Raw genomic sequence first — 22,712 nt, 5'->3', positions numbered from 1 at the left:
CTTACCGCCACTGCTGATCGAGTTGGCCTCGAGCTTTTTTTCTACCAGTATCGCTTCCCACGCCGGTTTAGGTCTTTGGAATATTGTTCTTGTATATACATAATTACCCAAAATTAATTCAGCGGCAAGCGCCTATATGTGCCTGGCTTGCATGGGTCGTGATATTTGTTACATGGGCCGTTGTCGATGAAATCTTGGTGGCAGATAGCGAGCATTTCTTTCGAAAGCGTAACCCCGAGGCCCGGTCCTTCCGGAACGCGGACGACATTGTTCTTCGGCTGGAACGGTCCGCCTTCGACCACGTCCCTGGGCTGCATGCGGAACAGCGACTGGTTCGGTTCCCTGATCCACTCGATTGCAGCGCAGATCTGCAGATAGGCAGAACTGCCGATACCGCTGTCACCACTATAGCACCAGAAATCGATGCCGGCATGTTCGCAGGCACCGACGAAGCGCAACAGCCGACGAATGCCGCCAACCGGCGTCGGATTGCCGACAATCGCATCCGGCACCCTGAGCTCCATGGCGCGAGCGATATCGAGATTATGGGTCGAAAAGGGGATCGAGCAATGCTTCCGCAACTCGCGCATGTCCTCGATCGTCGGCACCGGGTCTTCCCAGTTGCGGATGCCCAGTTCTTCCAGCGGCCGGGCGATCTGGCGCGCGGTTGCCAGGGAGTAGGCCTGGTTGGAATCGATGCGGATCATCACATCGTCGCCAAGTTTCTTGCGGATCAGCTCGATCATCTTCAGCGATGTGCGTGGGTTCTCAGTCGAAAATTTGCCCTCGAACATGGTCGTCCCGTGTTCTTCGTGCATCCGCACGCAATAGTCGGCGACTTCCTCCGGCGTGCCTTCGCCCCGGACATTCGGGCCGTCGCCGCGCAACGAGAAGTAATCGGTAAACGGGATTTCCTTGCGAACCGCGCCGCCCAACAACTGGTAGAGCGGCTGGTTCCAGGCTTTGCCCCTGATGTCCCAGAGCGCCATCTCGACCGCGCCGAAGGCCATGATCCGGGTGCGGTCGTTGATGCTCTGAACACCTGTCCAGTAGGGCAGACAGACATGTTCGGCCCCCGCAAGATCGAAGGCGTCCCGGCCAATCAGCCTTGGCGCCAGGACATCATTGATGATCTGGGCCGCGGCCGGGGTAGGGCACTCGCCCAGCCCGATGATGCCATCCTCGGTTTCCACTTCGACGATGGTGGGCGAAAACCCGTCAAGTTCGCCGAACACCCAGAGATAGGGTGCTTCGAGCTTGAGGTTGATCGGCGTGGCCTTGATGTTGCGGATTTTCATATCTTAGGCCTTCAGCTGCAAGAATGGCTTGCCGATCAGGTCCGGCACCACGTCGATGGCAAGTCCCGGTCCCTTCGGAACGCCCATCTGGCTGCCGACGACAGGCGGCATGTTGGAGGCGGTCCGCACGGTCACCCATTCATGGAAGGCGATGGCATGCAGACGGCGCTCTACCGGCGTCGAAAGCGACAGATGCGCCATTGCAGCCGTGTCGATTTCCGCTCCGCCGGTGTCCTCGACTGTGACCAGCAGGCCGAGATCGACGGCGAGATCGCGCAACTGGCGGGTCTTCGAGACACCGCCAAGGCGAGCAATCTTCAGCGTGACGCCATCGGCCGCACCCCGCCGATGAATCTCCAACAGTGCTTCCAGCGTCTCGACGGATTCGTCGAGCACCATCGGCTTGTCGAGCGAACGGCGGACCGACATGTTGTCATCGATCGTCACGCAGGGCTGTTCGAAGACATAATCGATCGCCCGGGATGCGTCGGCGAACTGCCGCGCCTGAAACGGTGTCCAGCCGGCATTGGCATCGCAGAAGATCACAGTGCCTTTCGGCACAACGCCCGCAACTGCGGCCAGCCGCTCGATGTCTCCGTGCACGTCGCCGCCGACCTTGACTTGGATGCGCTTGTAGCCCTCGGCCATGATCCGTGTTGCATGCGCGGCCATGGAGTCGGGCGTGCCATGGGTGACGACCTTGTAGAGCTCGGCCATGTCACCGTCGCTGCCGCCCAGCATGGTGACGAGCGGTACGTCGGCTGCGCGTGCCGTCAGGTCCCAGGCGGCCATGTCGATGGCCGATTTGATATAGGGATGGCCCTTGAAAACGATGTCCATGCGCCGGTTGAACTGGGTCAGCGCGCGAGGGTCGAGGCCGAGGAGGTGAGGGGCGATCTCCTTGACGCCGGCTTCGGCGCCCGCCGCGAAGGCGGCGGAGTAAAACGTGCCGAGAGGCGCCATCTCGCCCCAGCCGGTCACGCCGTCATCAGACGTCAGGGCAACGATGATCGAATCGAAGGCGTCGGCATGGCGGCCTTTCGACATTTTGTAAGGCCCGTCCACGAAGGGCTGCAGCATGCGGTAGGCTTTGATTTCCTTGATTTTCATTTCTTCTTACCACTTTCTTCGAGGCTTTTCGCGTAGGCGACCAGTTCCTCGAAATCCCAGTCTATATGCTCATGTGCGTATGATTTTGCGGCAGCGATGTCGTCACCGGTGAGCAGCCGCACATAGTCCTCATGCATATCCACCGCGGGCACGGCTTCATCCCGGGCTTGCTGGTGGAGGGCAAAATACATCTGCAGCCGCCCCGCCAGCCTTTGCCATGTGTCGAGCAGCAGGGGGTGATCGACCCACTCATAGATCAGGCTGTGCAACTTGAGGGCAGTCTCGATCTGGCGGGTCAGATCGCCCGCAATCGTCGCCTGTTTCACCGCCTCGTGCCGCATATCGAGTTCCTTCAGAAAGGTCTCGTCGCGAAGCGGCCAGACGCGTTCGATGGCGAATTCCTCCAGCACGTGATGAAGCGAATAGGCATCGGCAATATCCTTGGCAGTGACGTCGATCACAGAAGCGCCGGCATAGGGAACGTTGGTCAGCAGGCCTTCTTGTACGAGCTCCCGGATGGCTTCGCGCAGCGGCGCGCGGCTGACCCGCATCTGTTCGGAAATCCGGAGTTCGTTGACTTTCTGCCCAGGCTGGAACTGGCCGGTCAAGATCGCGCGACGCAGCTTGCCGACGATTTCGGCCCGGCGCGTCGTGTCGGTAATCGGCTCGAATTCAGTCCTGGTCATTTACATTCCGTTTTGAGGATCAGGACTTGAAATCAATCACATTGTCGACAATCTAGCAATTTGAAATTACGCGTGTCGGAGATTTTCTTATTGAGGGGCTCGCGGACAGGTTTCAATTGTCTTGCTGCAAGGCTAGAAAAAGCAACCGAGGGGGACGGATATGATCACTGCGAATTTTGATTTCGGATTGTTCGGCAGGCTCAGGGCTGCGGCAGGTGCTGACTGGACTGATTATGTCAATCATCCCTTCGTCGGGCAGTTGGGACGCGGCACGCTGCCCCAAGCCTGCTTTCGACGTTTCCTGACGCAGGATTACCTCTTCCTCATCCACTACGCGCGGGCCTATGCACTGCTCGCCCACAAGTCCACGACGCTTGCCGACATCCGAATGGCGACCGCTACGCTTGATGCGATCGTGCAGGAACTGCCTTTGCACCTGAAATATTGCGCTGGCTGGGGCCTGACCGAGGCGATGATCGAGGCTGAGCCCGAAGCGCCCGAGACAATGACCTACACGCGCTTCGTGCTGGATGTGGGGCATTCCGGTGATATGCTGGATTTGTGGGTGGCGCTGATGCCTTGCGTTGCCGGCTATGCCGAGATCGGCCAATTGCTGATTTCCGACAAGGCCACCGTCATCGAAGGCAACATGTATGCGGACTGGATCCGCAACTACGAGGGCGAGCACTTTCTCGCCAGCGCGCAGGCGGCCATCGAAAATCTCGATTCACTGGGCAAGCGCCGCGGCGCAGACGCGCGTTTTGCCGAATTATCGAAGATTTTCAACACAGCGACCCGGCTGGAAGCCGCTTTTTGGCAAATGGGTCTGAACGCCGGACACTCGAAAGAGCCCATCGCCGCGGAATAGCCATCTAGGCCTATCGCGCTACAAGATGGCTTGCGGAACTCCTCAGGCGGTAGATTGTTTCAACTTTCAAATTTGTTCGTTTCGTTTCATTTGTTTCACTTGGGTCGCTCAAATTTGAAACAACGACATTCAGATGAAACAAACGAACTTTAGATCTGCATCCATCGATGTAGCCGACGTGTTGTCGTCGCGCTCCGAGATTCAGAGAGCAGATCAATGTCCACTTCCTTGCGCCTCAGTGCTGCCGCAGTGTCTGTCATTGTTATTTCTGCCGTCGTCGGTTTCGAACTCGGCGCGGCGATGCTGCCTGCTATGGAAGTAGCCCGTGCCGAAATCAGCAAGGGACCTGGCATTGCATCTCCCGCGTCCAACAGCCGCGAAAACTTGAAGACGCGGTCCATCGCGGGCCTCCTGGCACTGGATTTTGCTGCACATGGCGTTGCATCGGCGAACGTCGCTGTCGCGAACCCGATCGGCCCGGCACCGAGCGATACGCGGGTGGCCGTGCATGCAATGCGCTCGATCGTATCGGCCTGCCTCATCGCGTCGAACTGAACCGAAAGCGGATCCGTTCAGTTCCACTTGGAGCAATGTGCTCTATCAACTTCACCCTTCGGGTTCGAAAACGTAGCCTTCTCCGCGCACGGTCTTCAGGATTGCCGGCTCCGTCGGATCCTTCTCCAGCTTCTTGCGCAACCGGGCGATACGGATATCAAGGCTGCGGTCGGCCGCGCCCAGGGTACGGCCATGTGCAAGTTCGCACAGACGGTCTCTGGAAAGCACCTGACGCGGATGGCGAGCGAATGCCTCAAGCAGATCGTAATCCATGCTGCTGACTTCGATTTCCAGACCGCCGCCATCGAACAGGCGCCGCCCCGCCACATCGAGGACAAAGGTGCCAAGCGCCAGCTTCTGGCGAGCTTCGGCAGGTTTCTCGGCGGCTGGCGGTAGTCTTCGGAGCACGCTGCGCACCCGCGCCAGCAACTCGCGGACTTCGAAAGGCTTGGCGAGGTAGTCGTCTGCGCCATTCAGCAGTCCCGTCACCTTGCTGTCCTCGTCGGCATTGCCGGTAAGCATGATGATGCCCATCCGTTCGCCGGCATTCCGCAGGCGCCGGACGATGGAGAACCCATCCTCGCCCGGCAAATTGACATCAAGCAAAATAAGGTCGGGAGACCTGGATGCCAAAAGCCGGTCGAGTGCCGCGCCATTTTCGGCGGGCTGCACCGCATAGCCCTGCATCGACAGGTAATCTTCTATCATGCCCCTGAGGCCCGGTTCGTCATCGACCACAACGATGTTGGCTTCGGACATCAGTTCACTCCTCCATGCGCAATGCGGGTGGCTGCCTCTTCGGCGGCAGTCGTCTCTTGGTTCAGCAATGGCCGCAGCGCTGCGCGCAGCAAGGCAAGGTCGATCGGTTTGGTGACCAGTGGCAGGTCGACGCGTTCGGGGCGGTTCTGGGCATTCAGTGCGTCGCCGGTCATCACGACAATACGCCCCTCCAGGTGCGGGCGTTTCTTGAGGATGAAATCGACCAGCTTGCCGCCATCGATGCCCGGCATCCTGAGGTCTGTCAAAATGGCGTCGAAATCCTGCCTCATCACCATTTGCTGTGCTTCGCGGCCGCTGGTAGCGGCGGTGACTTCAACGCCTTCCGCCCCGAGTGCGTCGACCAGGAACTCGCCAATCGCGGCTTCGTCGTCAACCACGAGCAGCTTTCCCGACAGGCGGAAATCAGTGACGGTCTCGGCATCTCCGAACTTGGGCACGTCGAGGCTCATCGGGAACTTGATACGGCAGAGTGTGCCACCACCGGGTGCGGCATCGAGCGATATGAGGCCGCCATGCGCTTCTACGATCCGAAGGCAGACGGACAAGCCTATACCGGTTCCCACGCCCTGTGGTTTGGTAGTGAAAAAGGGCTCGAATGCCCGCGCCCGCGTGGCGTCGTCAATGCCCGGACCCGTGTCGAGGATATCGACGACGATGTGACCGCGTCCACGATAGCTCTTGACATTGAGCTTGCGCTCGCCGTCGATCCCGGACATCGCCTGCTGGGCGTTGAGAACCACATTCATGAACACCTGATGCAACTGGTCCGGATCGGCGAAGAATTCCGGCAGGGTCACAAGCCGCTCGCGTATCACATTGATCCCGTTGCTGCGCAGCCCATAGGCGGCCAGTTCCAGCACGTCGTCCATGACGGTATCGACAGAGACATTGCGCTTTTCAATCGGCTTCGAGCGGGCCATCGAAAGGAAGGTCTTGACAATGCGCGCGCAACGTTCGGCGGCGGCATGAAGCTCCTTCGTCCGCCGCTTCGTCGCCTCGTCCTTGGCCATTTCATGCAGCATTCCGGAGTAGCCGACGACGATCGAAAGCGGGTTGTTGAGCTCGTGGGCGACGCCCGCAAGCAGCGAACCGAGCGCGGCCATCTTCTCGCTCTGGTGCAGTGCGCCGCGTTGCTTCTCCAGCTCCAGTTCAACCAGTCTTTGACTGGTCTGATCAACAGCAAACACACCGGTGCCGGTAATCTCACCGTTTTCCGCGCGTACGGGAAAGCGGATGAACATGCTGTAGAGAAACGGGTCGAGCGACGGGTGGTATTGTTCCTCGATCTGCACCTCGCCGGTTTCCATCACCTGCTCGATCGAGCGGTCCATCATCGCCGCCTCGGCAGCCGGCAGGATATCGATGGTCCGCTTGCCGATGATCTCGTGCGCGGGACGTCCCAGGCGCTTGACCGTCTCGGGATTGACGAGCGTGAAGATACCGTTGCGGTCCTTGGCCAGCATGGCAACTGGCGCATGCTCGAGAAAGGCGGCCATTCTGGCTTCGCTGACGCTCAGGGCTTCTTCTGCGCGCACTTTTTCCGTGATATCGCGCCCGATCGCCTGAATTTCGATCAATCTGCCGTCGCCGTCGAAGATGCCGGTATCCGTCCACTCCTCCCAGCGAATATCGCCTGATGGCATCAGCACGTTGCGGATGACGATGGTCGCAGTGGGGGACTCCGGCGTTAGCGATGCGAGATGCGCTTCGTGCATCTCGCGGTCATCAGGAAAAATCGTGTCGAAGTCGCTGATCTCGCGGTTCAGCAGCTCGTCGAGCGACAGGCTAAGGTAGCGGCAATAGGCGTCGTTGGCGAAAGTCGTATGCCCGCTCGGATCATGACGCGCCACCATTTCGGTCTGGGTGTTGATCACCAGTCGGTAGCGTGCCTCGCTCTCACGGATCTGCAGCTCGGTGCGTTTGGTGTCGGTGATGTCATGCAGTAGGATGACCTTGCCGCCATCCGGCATGGCGTTGAGCCATCCGTCGATCCAGCGGCCATCGGCCAGTTCGTACTCGACCTCGGTGCCGTCGACATTGAATTTTTCGAGATCGATGAGAGAAGCGATGTCGACGCCCGCCGCGACATCCGCCTGCTTGTCGCCAGCCAGGTGGCCGGCAAACGCATCGTTGAAGAAGACGAGTTTGCCCTCCGCGTCGGCAATGGCAAAACCGTCGCTGAGACTGGACGTGGCAGCCAGCAGCCGCGCCTCGCTCTGCTCCAGGCGGGCCTGATAGCGGTGCATCGTCGAAACAATGCCGGCGATGGTTAGGAAATGTTTGCGCCAACCCGCTGGCAGGGGTGGGATTGTCGTTTCGACCCCGGCGGCCTGCAGCGTCAGATATTCCGCGAGCTTGAAGCTCGGCGCGATATAGGTGCGATGCAGCAGATAGAAAATGCCGAGCAATGTCGCGCCCAACCCGAGCAGGATCAGTGCATACGGCGCGAAACGCGGCAACAGGTAGGCATTGAGATCGGTTTTCGGCAACACGTAGACGAGGCGGAAGGGTGAGGCTGACGACGCCTGGATACGAACCCAGTCGCTGGCAGTTTCCTCGAAGCCAACCCTGATGTTGCCAAGGGGTTTGGGACCCAGCGCTCCGGTTTTCCTGAGGTAATCGGTCATTTTGGCGCGGTCGCCATTGAACGCCCGGCCGTTGATGCTGAGAATGTCGCCCTTATCGGTCGCAACGGCCAGAAGCCCGAGGGGTTGCGGCATGCGTGCAATGACGGCGTCGAAAGATTCCAGCCGTAGATCGGTGCCGACAACGCCGTAGAAGCGGTCTCCGAGATAGACGGGCGCGGCATGGCTTATCAGCATGCCGAAGCCGGCCGCATCCACATATGGCTTGGTCCAATACGGTTGACGGTTAGTATTGTTCTGGGGAAGGCCAAGCTTGTAGACATCGGAGCCGAGCAGGGATGCGAATAGATCGCCGAGACTGCGGATCGAGTGCTCCACGCCGCTGGCCCAGGCGATCGCTCGCAGGCTCAGGCCGGGATAGACGGCGACGAAATCCGCCTGTGCCGAGAGGAAATAGCTGGAATGCGAGCTCGATCCCGCCTTCCGGTCGATGTGCAGGGAAGAGAGCAGATTTATGGCGGCGTCCATCGGGCCGATGGCGTCAGGCGGCTTTGTCGCAATATCCGGGATCGTAAAGATGCTTCCCAGCGCCGCATTGTGGGCGCCGGGGGCCCATTCAAGGCCGTTTACCTCTGCAGAAGGAAGCTTCACGGAAACGGGATTGAATTCGCCCGCACGCATTCTGGACAGGCCTTCCATGCCTGCTATCCCGTCTACCATCGTCAGTCGCATGCGCGCCAGTTGCTGGTCGTTTTCCGCAACGAGCGTGCCCAGCGCGTGATGTTGTTCGTTCATCACCCGCTCGAGCTCGGTCAGCAGCGTCTTTTGCTGTCGCCAGAACTGATCGACGACGATGGCAACGATCATGAGGGAAAGCGGCAGGGCACAAAGCAGCAGCAATCGCGGCGACGGCCCGATGCGGCCATGCCGTACTACCTCGTTGCCGCCCGCCTTTGCGCGTGTCATGCTCTCTCAACCTCATCCTGGAGCCTGCTGTTGTTTCGTATCAAGCCTGTCGCCCCAAGATAATGCAATGCTTCTGCGGGGCAAAATGGGAGTGCTTTGTTTCACGCCGATGTCGCTGGTCGTTTTGCGGTCCGCCGGACGAGCCGGCAACCACCGCCTGGCGTCTCTTTTTTCGTTGCATTGAGACTGCTTGACGAAATATCCTCGGAGCATGAGAAAAATGGGGCGAGAAGGGGTTAAACAGCCATGGCGCAGCTGATTGTTGTCGATGACGACCAGTCGCTCTGCGGCATGATTGAAGACTTCCTCACGACGCAGGGGCACGTCGTGCGATGTGCGACCAGCGGAGAGAGTCTGGATGTACTGGTCGGGGAGGGGGCGGTAGACCTTATACTTCTCGATCTCAACCTGCCCGGCGAGGATGGCTTAAGCATCGCGCGGCGAATGCGGGAGCATCACGACCTCGGAATCATCATGCTGACCGGTGCCATCGATCTGGTCGATCGTGTGGTGGGTCTGGAAATCGGCGCAGACGATTATGTGACCAAGCCGTTCTCGCTTAACGAACTCAACGCCCGTATCGAGGCGGTGCTGCGCCGTCGGCGGTTCAGGGCCGAGGATATGATCCCGTTCGGGGCCTTTTCCCTCGACCTGAAGCAATGGAAGCTGTTCGAACCCAATGGCGACGAAGTGCCGTTGTTTCCGACCGAAATCGACCTGATCGCGGCCTTTGCAACGCGACCCGGCAAGCTTCTCACAAGGGATGAGATCCTTAGTCTCGCGCCCGCCCATGGTACAGATCCCATCGACCGGAGTATCGATTCCCGTATCAAGAGGCTGCGACGCAAGCTGGAGCAGAACGGCCAGAACGGCGATCTTATCGAGACGGCGCGTGGCAATGGCTATATTTACAAAGGCGTTTCTAGAATTTGAACCGGCTTGCCCGATCCGCCTGTGAATAGAAGTGTATTGCCTAGCGCTAATATTGAAATATCAGCCGAATCAGCGCCTACTGCCGCACGGGCAGCTGTTAGGCGGGGAGCATGGAAATGCGGGCGTCCGGGGTCAGGCGCCCGCATTTTTCATGAAAAGCTAAAAACGCTTTGGGTGTTTGCACCGGTGGATGCAATCAGCCCTTGAATGCCTTGACCTGAATTTCGACCAGGTATTCCGGGGCAGCAAGCTTGGACTCGACGGTAGCGCGAACCGGCGCGTTTTCCTTGTCGAGCCAGACGTCCCACACGGTGTTCATGGCGCCGATCGTCTTGATGTCCGAGAGCCAGATATTGGCGGTCACGATCTGCGCCTTGGAGGAGCCGACGCTTACCAGGAGTGCATCGATCTGGTCGAGAATGTCCTTGGTCTGTGCTGCGGTATCGCCAGAGGTGTCGTTGGCTACGATACCTGCCAGGAATACGAAGCCGCCGGCCTCGACGACCTGGTGAAAACGGACGCCCAAGCCCTTGCGTGTAATCGTCATGGTATTTCCTTTCCCTTAACTGAACTGTCCCGCTGGCCGCTCCAAGGAGCTCTGTTTGCCGGCTCGGAATTCGTTTGCATGTGCTCCATACATGGAAGAACGCGTATTGGCGACCTCATTGGTGCCAAAAGTTGCCCGGAATGTGGTGGCAAGTGGATTGACTATTTTCGATTTATGAATTACGACTGACGAAAATGAAAAATCGTCAGTCGTAATTTTGGACAAGAACACATGGTCGACGCACTGGAAAATCAGATGGACTCCCTGCGTAGCGAGAATGTCACCCGCATTCTCGACAGCGCCGAGCGGCTGTTCCGGCACTATGGCTACGCCAAGACCAATGTCGCCGACATTGCCAAGGATCTGGGGATGTCGCCGGCCAATATCTACCGGTTCTTCGCGTCCAAAACCGAAATCCATCAAGCCATCTGCGCTCGGATGCTGACGGCTGTCTATGAGCAGTCGCGTATGATCCTCAGTCAGCCGATCAGTGCGACCGAGCGCCTGAGGCAATGGGTCCACGCACAGCACAAGACGACCCTCGAGACGATGCTCGACCATGAGAAAGTTCATGAAATGGTGGTCGTGGCGCTGGAGCGTGATTGGCATGTCATCGACAAGCATATCAATCGTATCCACGATCTCGCCGCCGACGTGATCCGCGAAGGCATTGCTTCGGGAGAATTCGCCGAGCAGGACGCGGACGCTGCCTCACGATGTTTCGGCGCAGCGACAGTTATCCTCTGCCATCCACAGATGGTCGCCCAGTGTCTCGCCAAGACCAATCGGGCGACGCCAGACGAATTGATCGAATTCGCGCTCCGGGCCCTCAAGAAATAAGCGCCGCGGCTGCCGTAACGAAACCCTTGTGTTCAGGAGTGCGAAAATGTTTTCGCCAGAAACTCTTATTGTCAGGCGCGCATCCGCGCTCACCGCCGCTTTTTTGGGGCTCGCTGTCCTTGCCTCATGCTCCGAGGAAAAGGTCGAGGCCAAGCAGGTCGTTCGGCCGGTCAAGGTGGTCGAAATTGCACAGACCGGCGAGGTTCGCCGCCTGCAGTTCTCCGGGGCCGTCAAATCCCGCACCGAGATGAATCTCGGGTTCCGGGTAGCAGGCAAGATAACCGAAAGGCTCGTCAATATCGGCGACCGGGTCAACCCGGGCGATGTGCTGTCGCGGATCGATACGACAGACTACGAACTGGCCGTCAAAACGGCCGAGGCTAATCTTGCCGCGGCGGAAAAGGCAGTCGAGACCGCTGATATCGTCAACAAGCGCGCGAAGTCCCTGTTCAAGAGCAGCGTGATGTCGAAGGCGCAGGCTGAACAGGCGGCGCTGAGCTATGAGCAGGCTGTCTCGGTCCGTATCGCGGCGGCGTCCACACTCGATCAGGCGAAAAACCAGCTCGACTATGCGGACCTGAAGTCTGATCGCGAAGGCATTGTCACGGCAATAAGCGCCGACACCGGGCAGGTGGTCAGTGCCGGCACGCCGGTGCTTACCGTGGTGACGGAGAACGAAAAGGAAGCCGAAATCGCCGTTCCGGAAAACGACATTGCCCTGTTCAAACCCGGAAAGACCGTCAAGGCGCGCTTCTGGTCCGATCAGGAAGTGGTTCTCGACGGCAAGGTCCGGGAAGTTTCCGGTAGTGCTGACGCCAGATCCAGAACCTTCTCGGTTCGCGTCAGCCTGCCGAACGATCCTCGGGTGTTGCTCGGGATGACCGCCACGGTCGAAGCCGATGTTGTGTCGCCTGATAGCGGGGTCACGATTCCGCTGTCCGCGCTCGCCAAGAAGGATGGCAGTCAGATTGTCTGGACCGTCGATCGCCGGGGCGAAACCGTGCATTCGCGCGCCGTCAGGCTCGCCGATTTTACCGATCACGGAGTCCGGGTTGCTGAAGGCCTGAAACCCGGAGACGTAGTGGTCGCGGCCGGAACTCAGTTCATGACGGAAAACCTCAAGGTCAAGCTGCCTGGCGACTTCATCGCTCAGGTTGCCGCCGAACTGCTGCCGTAAACCCGATCCATCAAAGCGGAACCACGTCGATGAAAACCTCCGATGAAGGCAAGCAATCCTTCAACCTGTCGCGCTGGGCGATCGGTCACCCCAGCATTGCCCGCTTTCTGTTCGGGTTGATCATCCTGACCGGTGTTTTCGGCCTGATGAACATGGGCCAGAAGGAAGACCCGGATTTCACCTTCCGCGTCATGGTGGTGCAGGCCGTTTGGCCGGGCGCATCGATCCAGGAAATGGAAGACCAGGTGGTCAACAAGATCGAGCGCAAGCTGCAGGAAACGCCGCATCTCGATTTCGTCCGTTCCTACACCCGTGCGGGCAGCGCGATCATCACGCTTCAGGTCAAGGGCGATACTGACGCAGCCGAAGTCGCCGACGCGTTCTATCAGGTCCGCAAGAAGGTCGGCGATATCGCCGGCGAGTTGCCCGAGGGGCTGCTTGGTCCCTATTTCAACGATGAATTCGGCGACACCTTCATTACCCTGCATTCGCTCTCCGGTGCTGGGTATAGCTATCCGGAGCTGAAGAAATTCGCCATCCAGGCGCGCGACATGCTGCTGACCACGCCTGGCGTGGAGAAAGCTGTCATCATCGGCGACCAGCCGGAGAAGATTTACATCGATGTGTCCTCCAAAGCGCTGGCCGAGCGCGGGTTGACGCTGAACGACCTGCAGAATGCGATCAAGGGCCAGAATGCCGTCGATCCCGCAGGTTCGGTCGATACAGGCACCCGTTCGGTGCGCATCTCGGTCGAAGGTGCTGTCGACAGGATCGACGACATCCGCAATCTTCGCCTCAAGGCGGGAGACCAGGTAACGCGGCTTGGCGACATCGCGACCGTCTCTGCCGGCCTCGAGGATCCTTATCAGCGCAAGTTCCGTTTCAATGGCGCCGACAGCGTTCAGATCGGCGTGGTGATGGCCAAGGGCTACAAGGTTACCGATGTCGGCCATGCCGTCGAAGAAACCTATCAGCGCTTCCAGGCATCTCTGCCCTATGGCGTCGAAGTCCAGCAGATCTCCAACCAGCCGGAAGTTGTCACCGAGGCAGTCAGTGAGTTCATGCGCGCACTCGCCGAAGCGCTGGCGATCGTGCTGATCGTGTCCTTCCTGTCGATCGGCTGGCGTTCGGGTCTGGTCATCGCCATCACCATTCCGCTGGTGCTGGCCGCGACTTTCGCCATCATGTACGAACTCGGCATCGATCTGCAGCGCATTTCGCTTGGCGCATTGATCATTGCGCTGGGGTTGCTGGTCGATGACGCGATGATTGTCGTCGAACTGATGGAGCGCAAGCTGGAGGAAGGGCTGCACAAGGTCGATGCGGCAAGCTTCGCCTATACGTCGACAGCCTTTCCGATGCTGACGGGCACGCTGATCACCACGGCCGGCTTCATTCCGGTCGGTTTCGCCGCCTCGACCGCCGGTGAATATGTCCGTTCACTGTTTTATGTCGTCGGCATCGCACTTGTCGTCTCGTGGTTCGTGGCTGTCTATTTCACGCCGTGGCTCGGCAACATGATCCTCAAGCAGCGTGCCCATGCGGGCGACCACCACGATGTGTTCGACACGCGCTTCTATCGTACGCTCCGTTCGACGGTGGGCTGGGCGGTGCGCCACCGGATCATCGTGCTCGCGATGACAATCTTCACCTTTGCCGGAAGTCTCTGGGCGTTCCAGTTCATCCCGCAGAACTTCTTCCCGCAGTCCTCGCGCCCTGAAATTCTCGTCGATCTCTGGCTGCCTGAAGGCACCAGCATCAAGGAAGTCGAGAACCAGGCCAAGGCGCTGGAAACCAGGATGATGCCGGACCCGGACAAGAAGTTCATCGCCACCTACATAGGCGAAGGCGCGCCGCGCTTCTTCCTGCCGCTTGACCAGCAACTTCGAAATCCGAATTTTGCCCAGCTGCTGGTCATGGCCAAGGACGAGCCGGCCCGCGAGCGCCTGATCGTCAAGCTCAGAACCATCCTTGCCGAAGATTTCCCTGACATTCGCGGCAAGGTCGACCGGCTGTTTCTCGGACCGCCGACCGGCTGGCCGGTACAGATGCGCGTCACAGGCCCCGATCGCGCCGAGGTACGCCGCATTGCCGATCAGGTGAAGGCGAAGTTTGCGGAAAATCCGCAGCTCGGCGCGATCCATGACGATTGGCTGGAGCCGGTTCCCGCCATGAAGCTGGTGATCGACCAGGATCGTGCCCGTGCGCTCGGGGTCACTTCCCAGCGCATAAGGCAGATGCTGCAGGCCTCGATGTCCGGCGCACCACTCGACGGCTTCCGTGACGGCGAGGAGACGATCTCCATCGTGGCCCGCGAGCCTGATGGCAGCCGCAACCTGCTGACGGCGGTGGATTCGGTCTATATCCCGACTGATTTGGGGACGTTCGTGCCGTTGTCGCAAGTCGCCAAGGTCGAGCCGGTGCTTGCACAGGGTATCGAATGGCGCCGCAATCGCCTGCCGACGATCTCGGTGCGGGCAACCTTGCCGGACGGCGTGCAGTCCAACGATGTGGCGCTGAAGCTCTTCAAAGAACTCCAGCCGCTGCGCGACAGTCTGGCGCCAGGCTACCAGGTCGAGATCCAGGGCGGAGCAGAGGATTCTGCCGAAAGTCAGGCTTCGATCGCAGCCAAGGCGCCGATCATGCTGGCGGTGATCGTAATCCTGTTGATGATACAGCTGCAGCACTTCGGCAAGGCGATGCTGGTATTGGCGACCGGGCCGCTCGGCATCATCGGTGCGGCCGCAGCCCTGCTGATCAGTGGCGCTCCGTTCGGCTTCGTGGCTATCCTTGGCGTCATCGCGCTGCTTGGCATCATCATGCGCAACTCGATCATCCTCGTCGACCAGATCGACCAGGACATCGCGGCGGGCATGGACCGTTCCGAAGCGATCATCGGGGCTGCCGTCCGGCGCTTCCGTCCCATCATGCTGACGGCATTGACGGCGGTACTCGCGCTGATCCCGATCTCGCGCGGCGTCTTCTGGGGGCCGCTCGCCTACTCGATGATGGGTGGCATTCTGGTCGCGACGATCCTGACGATCCTCGTCCTGCCAGCAGCCTATGCCCTGTTCTTCGGCCGGGAGCCAAAGTGGAATAGCGAGGATTCTCAGCCGGTGGAGGAACCGGACACCGAGTTGGCTGCGCCCGCACGCCCGCTTTCGATCGCAGCCGAGTAGGTTAAGTATCGGCAAGCCGCGGATGGCTTGCCGATCCCGGCTGTCGCGCGTAATGCTTGCGCATCTGGAGATGCCGATTTGCGCACGCGTGACTTCATTGCCGGACTTTCCGTCGCTGGACTTATGCTCCCTGAAGCCGTTGCCTATTCCGGCATCGCGGGACTGCCGCCCGAGAGGGCGATCCTGGCCGCGATTGCCGGCTGCCTGGCTTATGCCGCCACGGGGCGCAGCCGGTTTGCCATTGTCAGTCCGACCTCGTCGTCCGCCGCCATTCTTGCGGCCAGCATCGGCACGCTGCCCGGCACGGGTGCGGAGAAGATGCTGTTTGTCACCGTGCTGATCGGTCTGGTCGCATGCCTGTTCCTCGTCGCCTCGCTGATGAGGCTCGGCGCACTTGCCGCATTCGTGTCGCGGCCCGTGCTTGGCGGGTTTGCCTTCGGGCTTGCGATTACGATCGTTGTTCGCCAGTTGCCGGTGCTTGCCGGGATCCCGGTCGATGGCCGGGATATCTTTCATCTGCTGTATGCTTTTTTCTCGGCCTATTCGGGGTGGCATCTGCCAAGCGTTGCAATCGGGTTGGCCGCCCTTGCGGCACTGTCAGCACTAAGACGTATTCCCGCTTTGCCAGGCGCTTTCCTGGTTCTGGTCGGTGGCGTGGCGGCATCGTATCTACTGGATCTCTCGTCACGCGGTGTTGCTGTGGTAGGGCCTATCGACATCGCTCTGAACTGGGCGTTTCTGCAGGGCATCGATCGGACGCAGATCTTGCGCCTTGTCCCGTTCGCGTTCCCGCTTGCATTTATTCTGCTCGCCGAATCCTGGGGAACCATCCGTTCCCTGGCGCTGCGCAACGGCGATACGATCGATGCCAACAGGGAACTTGGCGCACTTGGCGCTGCTAATTTCGCCAGTGCGCTCGTGCAGGGGATGCCCGTCGGCGCGGGCTTTTCTGCTGGCGTTGCAAACGAAGCGGCGGGCGCGACGAGCCGCTGGAGCGCAGTCGTTGCGGCAATCGGCGTGGCTGTGTTGATTGCAATCGCCGGAGGGTATGTGGCTAAGCTGCCCCACCCGGTGCTGGCCGCAGTGGTGATATCGGCGCTGTTTCACGCGCTCAATCCAGCGCCGTTGCTACGGTTGTGGCGGCTGCGGCGCGATTGGCTGGTCGCGCTGGCTGCGGCCGCGAGCGTGCTGGTGCTGGGGGTTTTGGACGGACTGCTGGTTGCCGTGGCGCTGTCTTTTGCGATTTTTATCCGTCGTGTTGCATTTTCGGGCGTCGCGCAATTGGGTCGGCTGGGCGACAGCCATGATTTCGTTGATATCGCGCGTCATGAAGATGCAAGCGAGGTTCCGGGAATTGGAATCTGGCGACCCACCGAAGCATTGTTCTTCGGCAATGCAGAGTCAGTGCTCGGCCGGGTCTCCGCCCGGGCTCTGGGCAGCCGGGATCTGAAGGCTGTCGTCGTCAGTCTCGAGGAGAGCATAGACTTCGACACCACCGCTCTCGATGCCCTGCTCGAATTCGACGAGCGGATGCGCAAGGCGGGTTTGACGGTGCAGTATGCGCGCATGCACGACCAGGTGAAGGACCTGTTGCTGGCTGCCGCGTGCGGCGATGCCGTCGCTCGCAGCAGCTTCAGCGTCGAGGATGCCGTGAATGCGGTGTTGCAGCAGAGCAAACAAGCCGGAGGTTGATATGATCCACTCCTACGAACCAAAACTCGAGCCCGTGGACATCTCAGAATTGCGCCCAACTCAAATGACGGTTGGCATGCGTGAGGTTGGGGCCAAAAGAGCCGAGTGGCGAAAGCGGATGGACATAGACGGCCCCGAGTTTATCGGGCGGCACATGGTGCCCGTCATCGTCGGCCCCAAGAACAGGTACTATCTGATCGATCATCATCATTTGGTCCGGGCGCTGCACGACGAGGGCGTCAATCACGTTCTGACCAGTGAGGTTTGCGACATCAGCTACCTCAGCAAGCAGGAGTTCTGGCGTTTCGTCGATCATCGAGGTTGGGCCTATCCTTTTGACGCCGAAGGCAGGCGACGGGAGTTCGCCGACATTCCCCGAAGCATTTCCGAGCTTGCCGATGATCCCTATCGCTCGCTGGCAGGTGCGCTCAGGCAAACTGGGGGCTACGCAAAGGACACGCTGCCATTCAGTGAGTTCCAATGGGCGGATTATCTTCGCAACCGGGTGGCAAGCAAGCTGGTGGAGCGCGACTTCGACGCGGCGCTGGCAAAAGCCATGGAACTTGCACGGGGCGAGACGGCAAGTCATCTTCCTGGCTGGTGTGGTCCGGCGGATGGGGCGCGGCATTCGGCCTTGTCCTGACCGGAGAGTTCGTATTCCAGCTGGCCAGCGAAATCTGGCGGCTGAGTCTTCTATCTTTGTCGCTGCAACAGGGTGCGCTCATGACCGAACAATCCAGCAGTTTCGATCTTCATCGGTTTGTCGCTGCTCAAGAGACAACCTTCGAGCGAGCGCTTGCCGAACTTGAAGCTGGTCAAAAACGGAGCCACTGGATGTGGTTCATCTTCCCGCAGCTTCACGGGTTGGGATCGTCCCCCACAGCTCAGCGTTACGGTCTGGTATCGATCGTCGAAGCGCGCGCCTACCTCGCGCATCCGCTGCTCGGGCCGCGTTTGGAACGGTGCACGATGGCGGTCCTGCACACACAGGGCCTTACGCTACATCAGATTTTCGGCGCGCCCGACGATATGAAATTCCGGTCGTCGATGACGCTGTTTGCGCTTGCGTCTGCCGATGGGAACGCGCCTTACAAGCGGGCGCTCGATCGCTTCTGGGAAGGCGAGATGGACCAGAGGACGCTCGATCTGCTGAAAATCGGCTGAACCGATGTTGGTTCCCGGCCGGCATTGACAGGGCCAGTCATTGCCGCGAAAACATGCTCTCGATTGATGAGGGGGTTTTCATGGGGCCAGTGGTGGACGTGGTGCCGACATCGACGGAGATGCCGGCATCGACCGATGTTGTGATTATTGGTGGCGGCATCATCGGGGTCAGTACCGCCCTCTTTCTTGCCCTTCGCGGCGTGTCGGTCGTTCTTCTGGAAAAGGGGCATATCGCCGGCGAGCAATCCAGCCGCAACTGGGGCTGGGTACGGCGGATGGGGCGCGATCCGCGCGAATTGCCGCTGATCGTTGAAGCCTTCAAGATCTGGGACGGCATGGAAGCACTGGTCGGTGAAGATGTCGGCTTCCGGCGCACCGGCATTCTGTACATGTGTGACAATGACAAGGACGTGGCCCACCATCAAGACTGGCTGCGCAAGGCCGACGACTATGCGCTGGACTCGAGGATCGTCACCGGTCCTGAACTTGCCGGACTGCGGCCCGGCGCAGCGAAACCAAGCCATGCTGCACTCTATACCGGCAGCGATGGCCGCGCCGAACCGCAGAAAGCCGGCCCCGCGATTGTACGGGCAGCCATCCGTGCGGGTGCGTCGGTGCTCCAGCAGTGCTCCGTCCGGACAATCGAGACCGAGGGCGGGCGGGTCTCGGGTGTTGTGACCGAGCGAGGCCCTATCCGCGCCAGCACTGTCGTGATTGCCGGGGGCGCATGGTCCAGCACGCTTTGCCACGGGCTTGGCATCCGGTTACCGCAGCTTGCGGTCCGATCCTCCGTGATGCGGACAGGACCGGTGGAGGGTGGGCCGGAAGGTGCTGCCTGGGCGGATGGCTATGCCTATCGCAAGCGTCTCGACGGTGGCTATACGATTGCCGAGGGATCGAGCAGTCGCCACGAGATCGTGCCCGACAGTTTCAGATATTTTCGTGATTTCGTGCCGATGATGCTGCAGGAGTGGCAGTCTTTCAGCCTCCGCATCAGTCCTGATTTCGTTGGCCTGCTGGGTGGAAACCAAGACGGACTCCTCTACGAACGGCACAGGGTGCTCGATCCCGCCCCTGATCTCGCCCTGTTGAGAAGAGCGCAGTCGCGCATCGAAAGGGCGTTTCCGGTTTTCCAGGGTGCGCCGATCGTTCAGCGCTGGGCTGGCTATATCGATGCGACACCCGACGCAGTGCCGGTGATTTCGACGGTCAAGTCCCAGCCCGGTCTGGTCATTGCCACGGGTTTCTCCGGCCATGGCTTCGGTATCGGCCCGGCAGCGGGCAGGCTGACGGCTGACATCGTCACTGGTGACACGCCACTCGTGGATCCCACACCCTTCCGTTATGAAAGGTTTATCGACGGAACCAGACATCGGCCGAGCACCGGCGTCTGAGCAAGGCAGGCGGGTCCTGCGCTTGACGCAAATGGGCGTTTGGCCAGCTCTGACTGAGTAATACCCTTCGATGAATGGTGAAATGCCTATGTTTCTTACAGATCACGATATGTCCCGGCTCATCGGTTTTCGGCACGAGTTGCATCGCTTTCCGGAGGTTTCCGGTGAAGAGGGACAAACCGCCGCGCGCGTGCAGGCGTTTGTCGCGCCGATGGACCCCGATCGTGTGTTGACCGGTCTGGGAGGTCATGGCGTGGCGGCGGTTTTCGAAGGCGCGCGGCCGGGCCCAACAATCCTTATCCGGTCCGAGCTGGATGCACTGCCGATCGAGGAACTCACCGAGGTACCCTACCGCTCCACGGTTCCGGGACGAGGCCATCTTTGCGGCCATGACGGGCATTCCACAATTCTGGCTGCGGTCGGGCTTGGCCTTTCCAGGCAACGACCGGCCAGGGGCCGCGTCGTGCTGTTGTTCCAACCGGCCGAGGAGAATGGGGCGGGGGCTGCAGCCGTGATCGCCGATCCGCGGTTTACAGAAATTGCGCCGGACATTTCTTTTTCGCTGCACAACATGCCCGGCATGCCGCTGGGCCAGGTCGCGCTGGTCGAAGGGGTGGTCAATTGCGCCTCTCGCGGCATGCGCATCGTCCTGACCGGCCGGACAGCTCATGCTTCGATGCCGCATCAGGGCAATTCGCCGATGCAGGCGATGGCCGCCCTGATGCCGGCGCTTGCCGAACTGGCCGCTGGTGCGCCGCCCGATCCCGATTTTTCGCTGGTGACGGTCACGCATGCGCGCCTGGGCGAAGCGGCTTTCGGCATCGCCCCGGGGCACGGCGAGATCTGGGCTACGCTACGGACGCTGACGGATGATAGGATGGGGCGTCTGTGTGCGATGGCGGAAGCGCTGGTGCAAAGGGTCGCTTCCGAGGCCGGACTCGCTCTCTCCATCACCTATGACGACGTGTTCCTGCATTGTGAAAATGCACCCGATGCCGTTGCCCATTTGAAGCGCGCGCTGGATGCCGAAGGCATCATGCATGACGCCGGCGATCTGCCGATGCGCGGTTCGGAGGATTTTGGCCGCTTCGGCAAGCACGCGCCGGCCGCTATGTTTTTTCTCGGCGCAGGCGAGGGTGTCGCGAGCCTGCACAATCCGGACTACGATTTTCCCGATGCCCTGATCCCGATCGGTGCGCGCGTGTTCATGCGCGTTGTCAGCGACATTCTGGGGTAGCGGTGAGGGGGATTCGTAGCCCTCGCCGACCAGGATTGTCTCGAATATTTATTTCAGGGCAATAGCACCGGACGCTCCGCAAAAGCGTATAATTGCTGCCGGGCTTTTGACGATGACTGCGAATTATTATGCAGACGTGGAACAAAGCGCCGATATAAACACTTCTGGATAGGGCGTTTTCGTCCGAAATACCGGCTTGTTTGCGCCCGAGTTCAGTGAAGATCGGGAAGTGGAAATGCGACGATGAAAGCGATCGCGTTACTCTGGCTCACAGCATCTTCGGCACTGGCGTCCGTAGACCCTGTGATCAACGATATTGCCAGTATGCGCCCGTTCCCCGCCATCGAGGCGCCGCGCATACCCACCAATTGTACTGATAGCCGCGATCCAAAATATCTCATGCTGTTTTCGCGGGGAGAAAATGGTCGCGCCAAGCTCGTTGGAATCATCATCGTTCACCCGCCGTGCGGTTAGCCCGGGGCAGCTACCTCACTGGGTCTGTCAAACAAGCTCGACAGCCAATGCCGTAGCTTCGCCTCCGCCGATGCAAAGCGAGGCTACTCCCCGAGAGAGGCCATGCGCCCGCAATGCCGATAGCAGGGTGACGATCACGCGTGCACCTGATGCGCCGATGGGATGGCCGAGCGCACAGGCGCCGCCATGAATGTTTACACGGACTTCCGGCAACTTCAGGGACTTTATGGCCGCCATGGTGACGACGGCAAAGGCTTCGTTGATCTCCCAAAGATCGACATTGTCCACGGTCCAGCCAATCCGGGTGAGCAACCGTTCGATGGCGCCTATGGGCGCGGTGGGAAACAGGTTCGGCGCCTGCGCATGCGTGGCATGCCCGACGATGATCGCGAGCGGCGTCACCCCGCGTCGTTCAGCCTCGGATCTGCGCAATAGTAGCAGGGCCGCCGCGCCGTCTGAAATCGAGCTGGAATTCGCCGCAGTGACTGTGCCGCCTTCGCGGAAGGCGGGGCGTAGCGTCGGGATCTTCTCGATTTTCGCTTTCGGGGGCTGTTCATCGGCATCGACGACCCGTTCGACCTTGCCGGCGATGACTGTGACAGGGGTGATTTCGGCAGCAAACCAGCCACCGGCCATTGCCTGTTGTGCGCGTGTCAGCGAGCGGATTGCAAATGCATCCTGGTCCTCACGGGTAAAACCCAGTTCCTGCGCGCAGTCCTCGGCGAATGTGCCCATCAGGCGACCCTTGTCGTAGGCATCCTCCAGCCCATCGAGGAACATATGGTCCATCATCTGGCCGTGGCCCATGCGATAGCCGCCGCGGGCCCGGTCCAGCAGGTATGGGGCATTGGACATGCTCTCCATACCGCCAGCGATGACCACATCGACGCTTCCCGATGCCAGCATGTCATGGCCGATCATCACAGCCTTCATGCCCGATCCGCACATCTTGTTGACGGTGGTTGCGCCGGCGGAATATGGTAGGCCGGCTGCCAGGGCGGTCTGTCGGGCAGGCGCCTGGCCCTGGCCCGCAGGCAGGACGCAGCCGAATACGACCTCATCGACTGCCGTGGGCGGAAGGTCTGCCTGCTTCAGGGAAGCTGTAATGGCGGCTGCGCCAAGCCCGGCCGCGCGCACGTCACGGAAGTCGCCCATGAACCCGCCGATCGGGGTGCGGGCGTATCCGGCTATGACGATCGGATCTTCTCTCATCGGATCGACCTCCTG

The 22,712-nt window shown here is 60.2% G+C and carries 19 protein-coding genes; 12 read left to right on the top strand and 7 right to left on the bottom strand.

Features of this window, described 5'->3' with window-relative positions:
- Positions 1-113: 113 nt before the first annotated feature.
- From JJB09_RS17165 to JJB09_RS17155, 3 genes are read right to left on the bottom strand one after another with little or no spacing between them, the layout of a single operon-like run.
- Positions 114-1,298 (bottom strand): mandelate racemase/muconate lactonizing enzyme family protein, encoded by a 1,185-nt coding sequence (locus JJB09_RS17165; RefSeq protein WP_201660761.1) that lies wholly within the window; start codon positions 1,296-1,298, stop codon positions 114-116.
- A gap of 3 nt (positions 1,299-1,301) precedes the next feature.
- On the bottom strand, positions 1,302-2,408 hold the full coding sequence (locus JJB09_RS17160) for a mandelate racemase/muconate lactonizing enzyme family protein (RefSeq protein WP_201660758.1): 1,107 nt from the start codon (positions 2,406-2,408) through the stop codon (positions 1,302-1,304).
- Positions 2,405-3,094 carry a GntR family transcriptional regulator gene (locus JJB09_RS17155; RefSeq protein WP_201660755.1) on the bottom strand — a complete coding sequence of 230 codons (690 nt, stop codon included), beginning with the start codon at positions 3,092-3,094 and terminating at the stop codon, positions 2,405-2,407. Before JJB09_RS17155 ends, JJB09_RS17160 begins: the two co-directional genes overlap by 4 nt.
- A 160-nt stretch (positions 3,095-3,254) precedes the next feature.
- Here JJB09_RS17155 and JJB09_RS17150 point away from each other — a divergent pair, with 160 nt between their 5' ends.
- Positions 3,255-3,962 carry a TenA family protein gene (locus tag JJB09_RS17150; RefSeq protein WP_201660753.1) on the top strand — a complete coding sequence of 236 codons (708 nt, stop codon included), beginning with the start codon at positions 3,255-3,257 and terminating at the stop codon, positions 3,960-3,962.
- A 216-nt stretch (positions 3,963-4,178) separates the two neighbouring features.
- Complete coding sequence (locus JJB09_RS17145) at positions 4,179-4,517, top strand: hypothetical protein (RefSeq protein ID WP_201660750.1); 339 nt, start codon at positions 4,179-4,181, stop codon at positions 4,515-4,517.
- A 51-nt stretch (positions 4,518-4,568) separates the two neighbouring features.
- Here the strand turns inward: JJB09_RS17145 and JJB09_RS17140 are convergent, their stop codons facing one another.
- Together JJB09_RS17140 and JJB09_RS17135 are read right to left on the bottom strand one after the other, a co-directional pair.
- Positions 4,569-5,276, bottom strand: coding sequence for a response regulator (locus JJB09_RS17140; RefSeq protein WP_201660748.1), 708 nt, complete (start codon positions 5,274-5,276; stop codon positions 4,569-4,571).
- Positions 5,276-8,848, bottom strand: coding sequence for a PAS domain S-box protein (locus JJB09_RS17135; protein WP_201660745.1), 3,573 nt, complete (start codon positions 8,846-8,848; stop codon positions 5,276-5,278). The genes JJB09_RS17140 and JJB09_RS17135 overlap by 1 nt, the downstream gene beginning before the upstream one ends.
- A gap of 246 nt (positions 8,849-9,094) precedes the next feature.
- On the opposite strand from JJB09_RS17135, the gene JJB09_RS17130 reads away from it, so the two are divergent.
- On the top strand, positions 9,095-9,781 hold the full coding sequence (locus tag JJB09_RS17130; RefSeq protein WP_201660743.1) for a response regulator: 687 nt from the start codon (positions 9,095-9,097) through the stop codon (positions 9,779-9,781).
- A gap of 196 nt (positions 9,782-9,977) precedes the next feature.
- On the opposite strand, the gene JJB09_RS17125 is transcribed toward JJB09_RS17130, so the two are convergent.
- The gene (locus JJB09_RS17125; RefSeq protein WP_201660741.1) at positions 9,978-10,328 is read right to left on the bottom strand and encodes a RidA family protein; all 351 of its coding nucleotides are present in this window, start codon (positions 10,326-10,328) and stop codon (positions 9,978-9,980) included.
- Between the two features lie 231 nt (positions 10,329-10,559).
- Between JJB09_RS17125 and JJB09_RS17120 the strand changes: the two genes are divergently transcribed.
- From JJB09_RS17120 to JJB09_RS17080, 9 genes are all read left to right on the top strand, one after another.
- Complete coding sequence (locus JJB09_RS17120) at positions 10,560-11,168, top strand: TetR/AcrR family transcriptional regulator (RefSeq protein ID WP_201660739.1); 609 nt, start codon at positions 10,560-10,562, stop codon at positions 11,166-11,168.
- A gap of 46 nt (positions 11,169-11,214) precedes the next feature.
- Positions 11,215-12,345, top strand: a complete 1,131-nt coding sequence (locus JJB09_RS17115) for an efflux RND transporter periplasmic adaptor subunit (protein WP_201660737.1) — start codon at positions 11,215-11,217, stop codon at positions 12,343-12,345.
- A 29-nt stretch (positions 12,346-12,374) separates the two neighbouring features.
- Positions 12,375-15,524, top strand: a complete 3,150-nt coding sequence (locus tag JJB09_RS17110) for an efflux RND transporter permease subunit (RefSeq protein WP_201660735.1) — start codon at positions 12,375-12,377, stop codon at positions 15,522-15,524.
- A 78-nt stretch (positions 15,525-15,602) separates the two neighbouring features.
- On the top strand, positions 15,603-17,216 hold the full coding sequence (locus JJB09_RS17105; protein WP_281431838.1) for a SulP family inorganic anion transporter: 1,614 nt from the start codon (positions 15,603-15,605) through the stop codon (positions 17,214-17,216).
- Position 17,217: 1 nt separating this feature from the next.
- Complete coding sequence (locus JJB09_RS17100) at positions 17,218-17,859, top strand: ParB-like protein (protein WP_201660733.1); 642 nt, start codon at positions 17,218-17,220, stop codon at positions 17,857-17,859.
- A gap of 80 nt (positions 17,860-17,939) precedes the next feature.
- On the top strand, positions 17,940-18,380 hold the full coding sequence (locus JJB09_RS17095; protein WP_201660731.1) for a DUF1810 domain-containing protein: 441 nt from the start codon (positions 17,940-17,942) through the stop codon (positions 18,378-18,380).
- An 80-nt stretch (positions 18,381-18,460) separates the two neighbouring features.
- A complete protein-coding gene (locus JJB09_RS17090; protein WP_201660729.1) occupies positions 18,461-19,774 on the top strand; it encodes an NAD(P)/FAD-dependent oxidoreductase in 1,314 nt (437 codons plus the stop codon).
- Between the two features lie 88 nt (positions 19,775-19,862).
- A complete protein-coding gene (locus JJB09_RS17085; protein WP_201660726.1) occupies positions 19,863-21,011 on the top strand; it encodes an amidohydrolase in 1,149 nt (382 codons plus the stop codon).
- A gap of 243 nt (positions 21,012-21,254) precedes the next feature.
- On the top strand, positions 21,255-21,485 hold the full coding sequence (locus tag JJB09_RS17080) for a hypothetical protein (RefSeq protein WP_201660723.1): 231 nt from the start codon (positions 21,255-21,257) through the stop codon (positions 21,483-21,485).
- Positions 21,486-21,512: 27 nt separating this feature from the next.
- On the opposite strand, the gene JJB09_RS17075 is transcribed toward JJB09_RS17080, so the two are convergent.
- The gene (locus tag JJB09_RS17075) at positions 21,513-22,697 is read right to left on the bottom strand and encodes an acetyl-CoA C-acyltransferase (protein WP_201660720.1); all 1,185 of its coding nucleotides are present in this window, start codon (positions 22,695-22,697) and stop codon (positions 21,513-21,515) included.
- Positions 22,698-22,712: the final 15 nt, after the last annotated feature.

Origin of the sequence: Phytoamicus setariae (assembly GCF_016722925.1) — a bacterium.
Classification (GTDB): Bacteria; Pseudomonadota; Alphaproteobacteria; order Rhizobiales; family Rhizobiaceae; genus Rhizobium_E; species Rhizobium_E setariae.
Note: the sequence above shows the minus strand (reverse complement) of the source record. Positions and strands in the feature narration are given on the sequence as shown.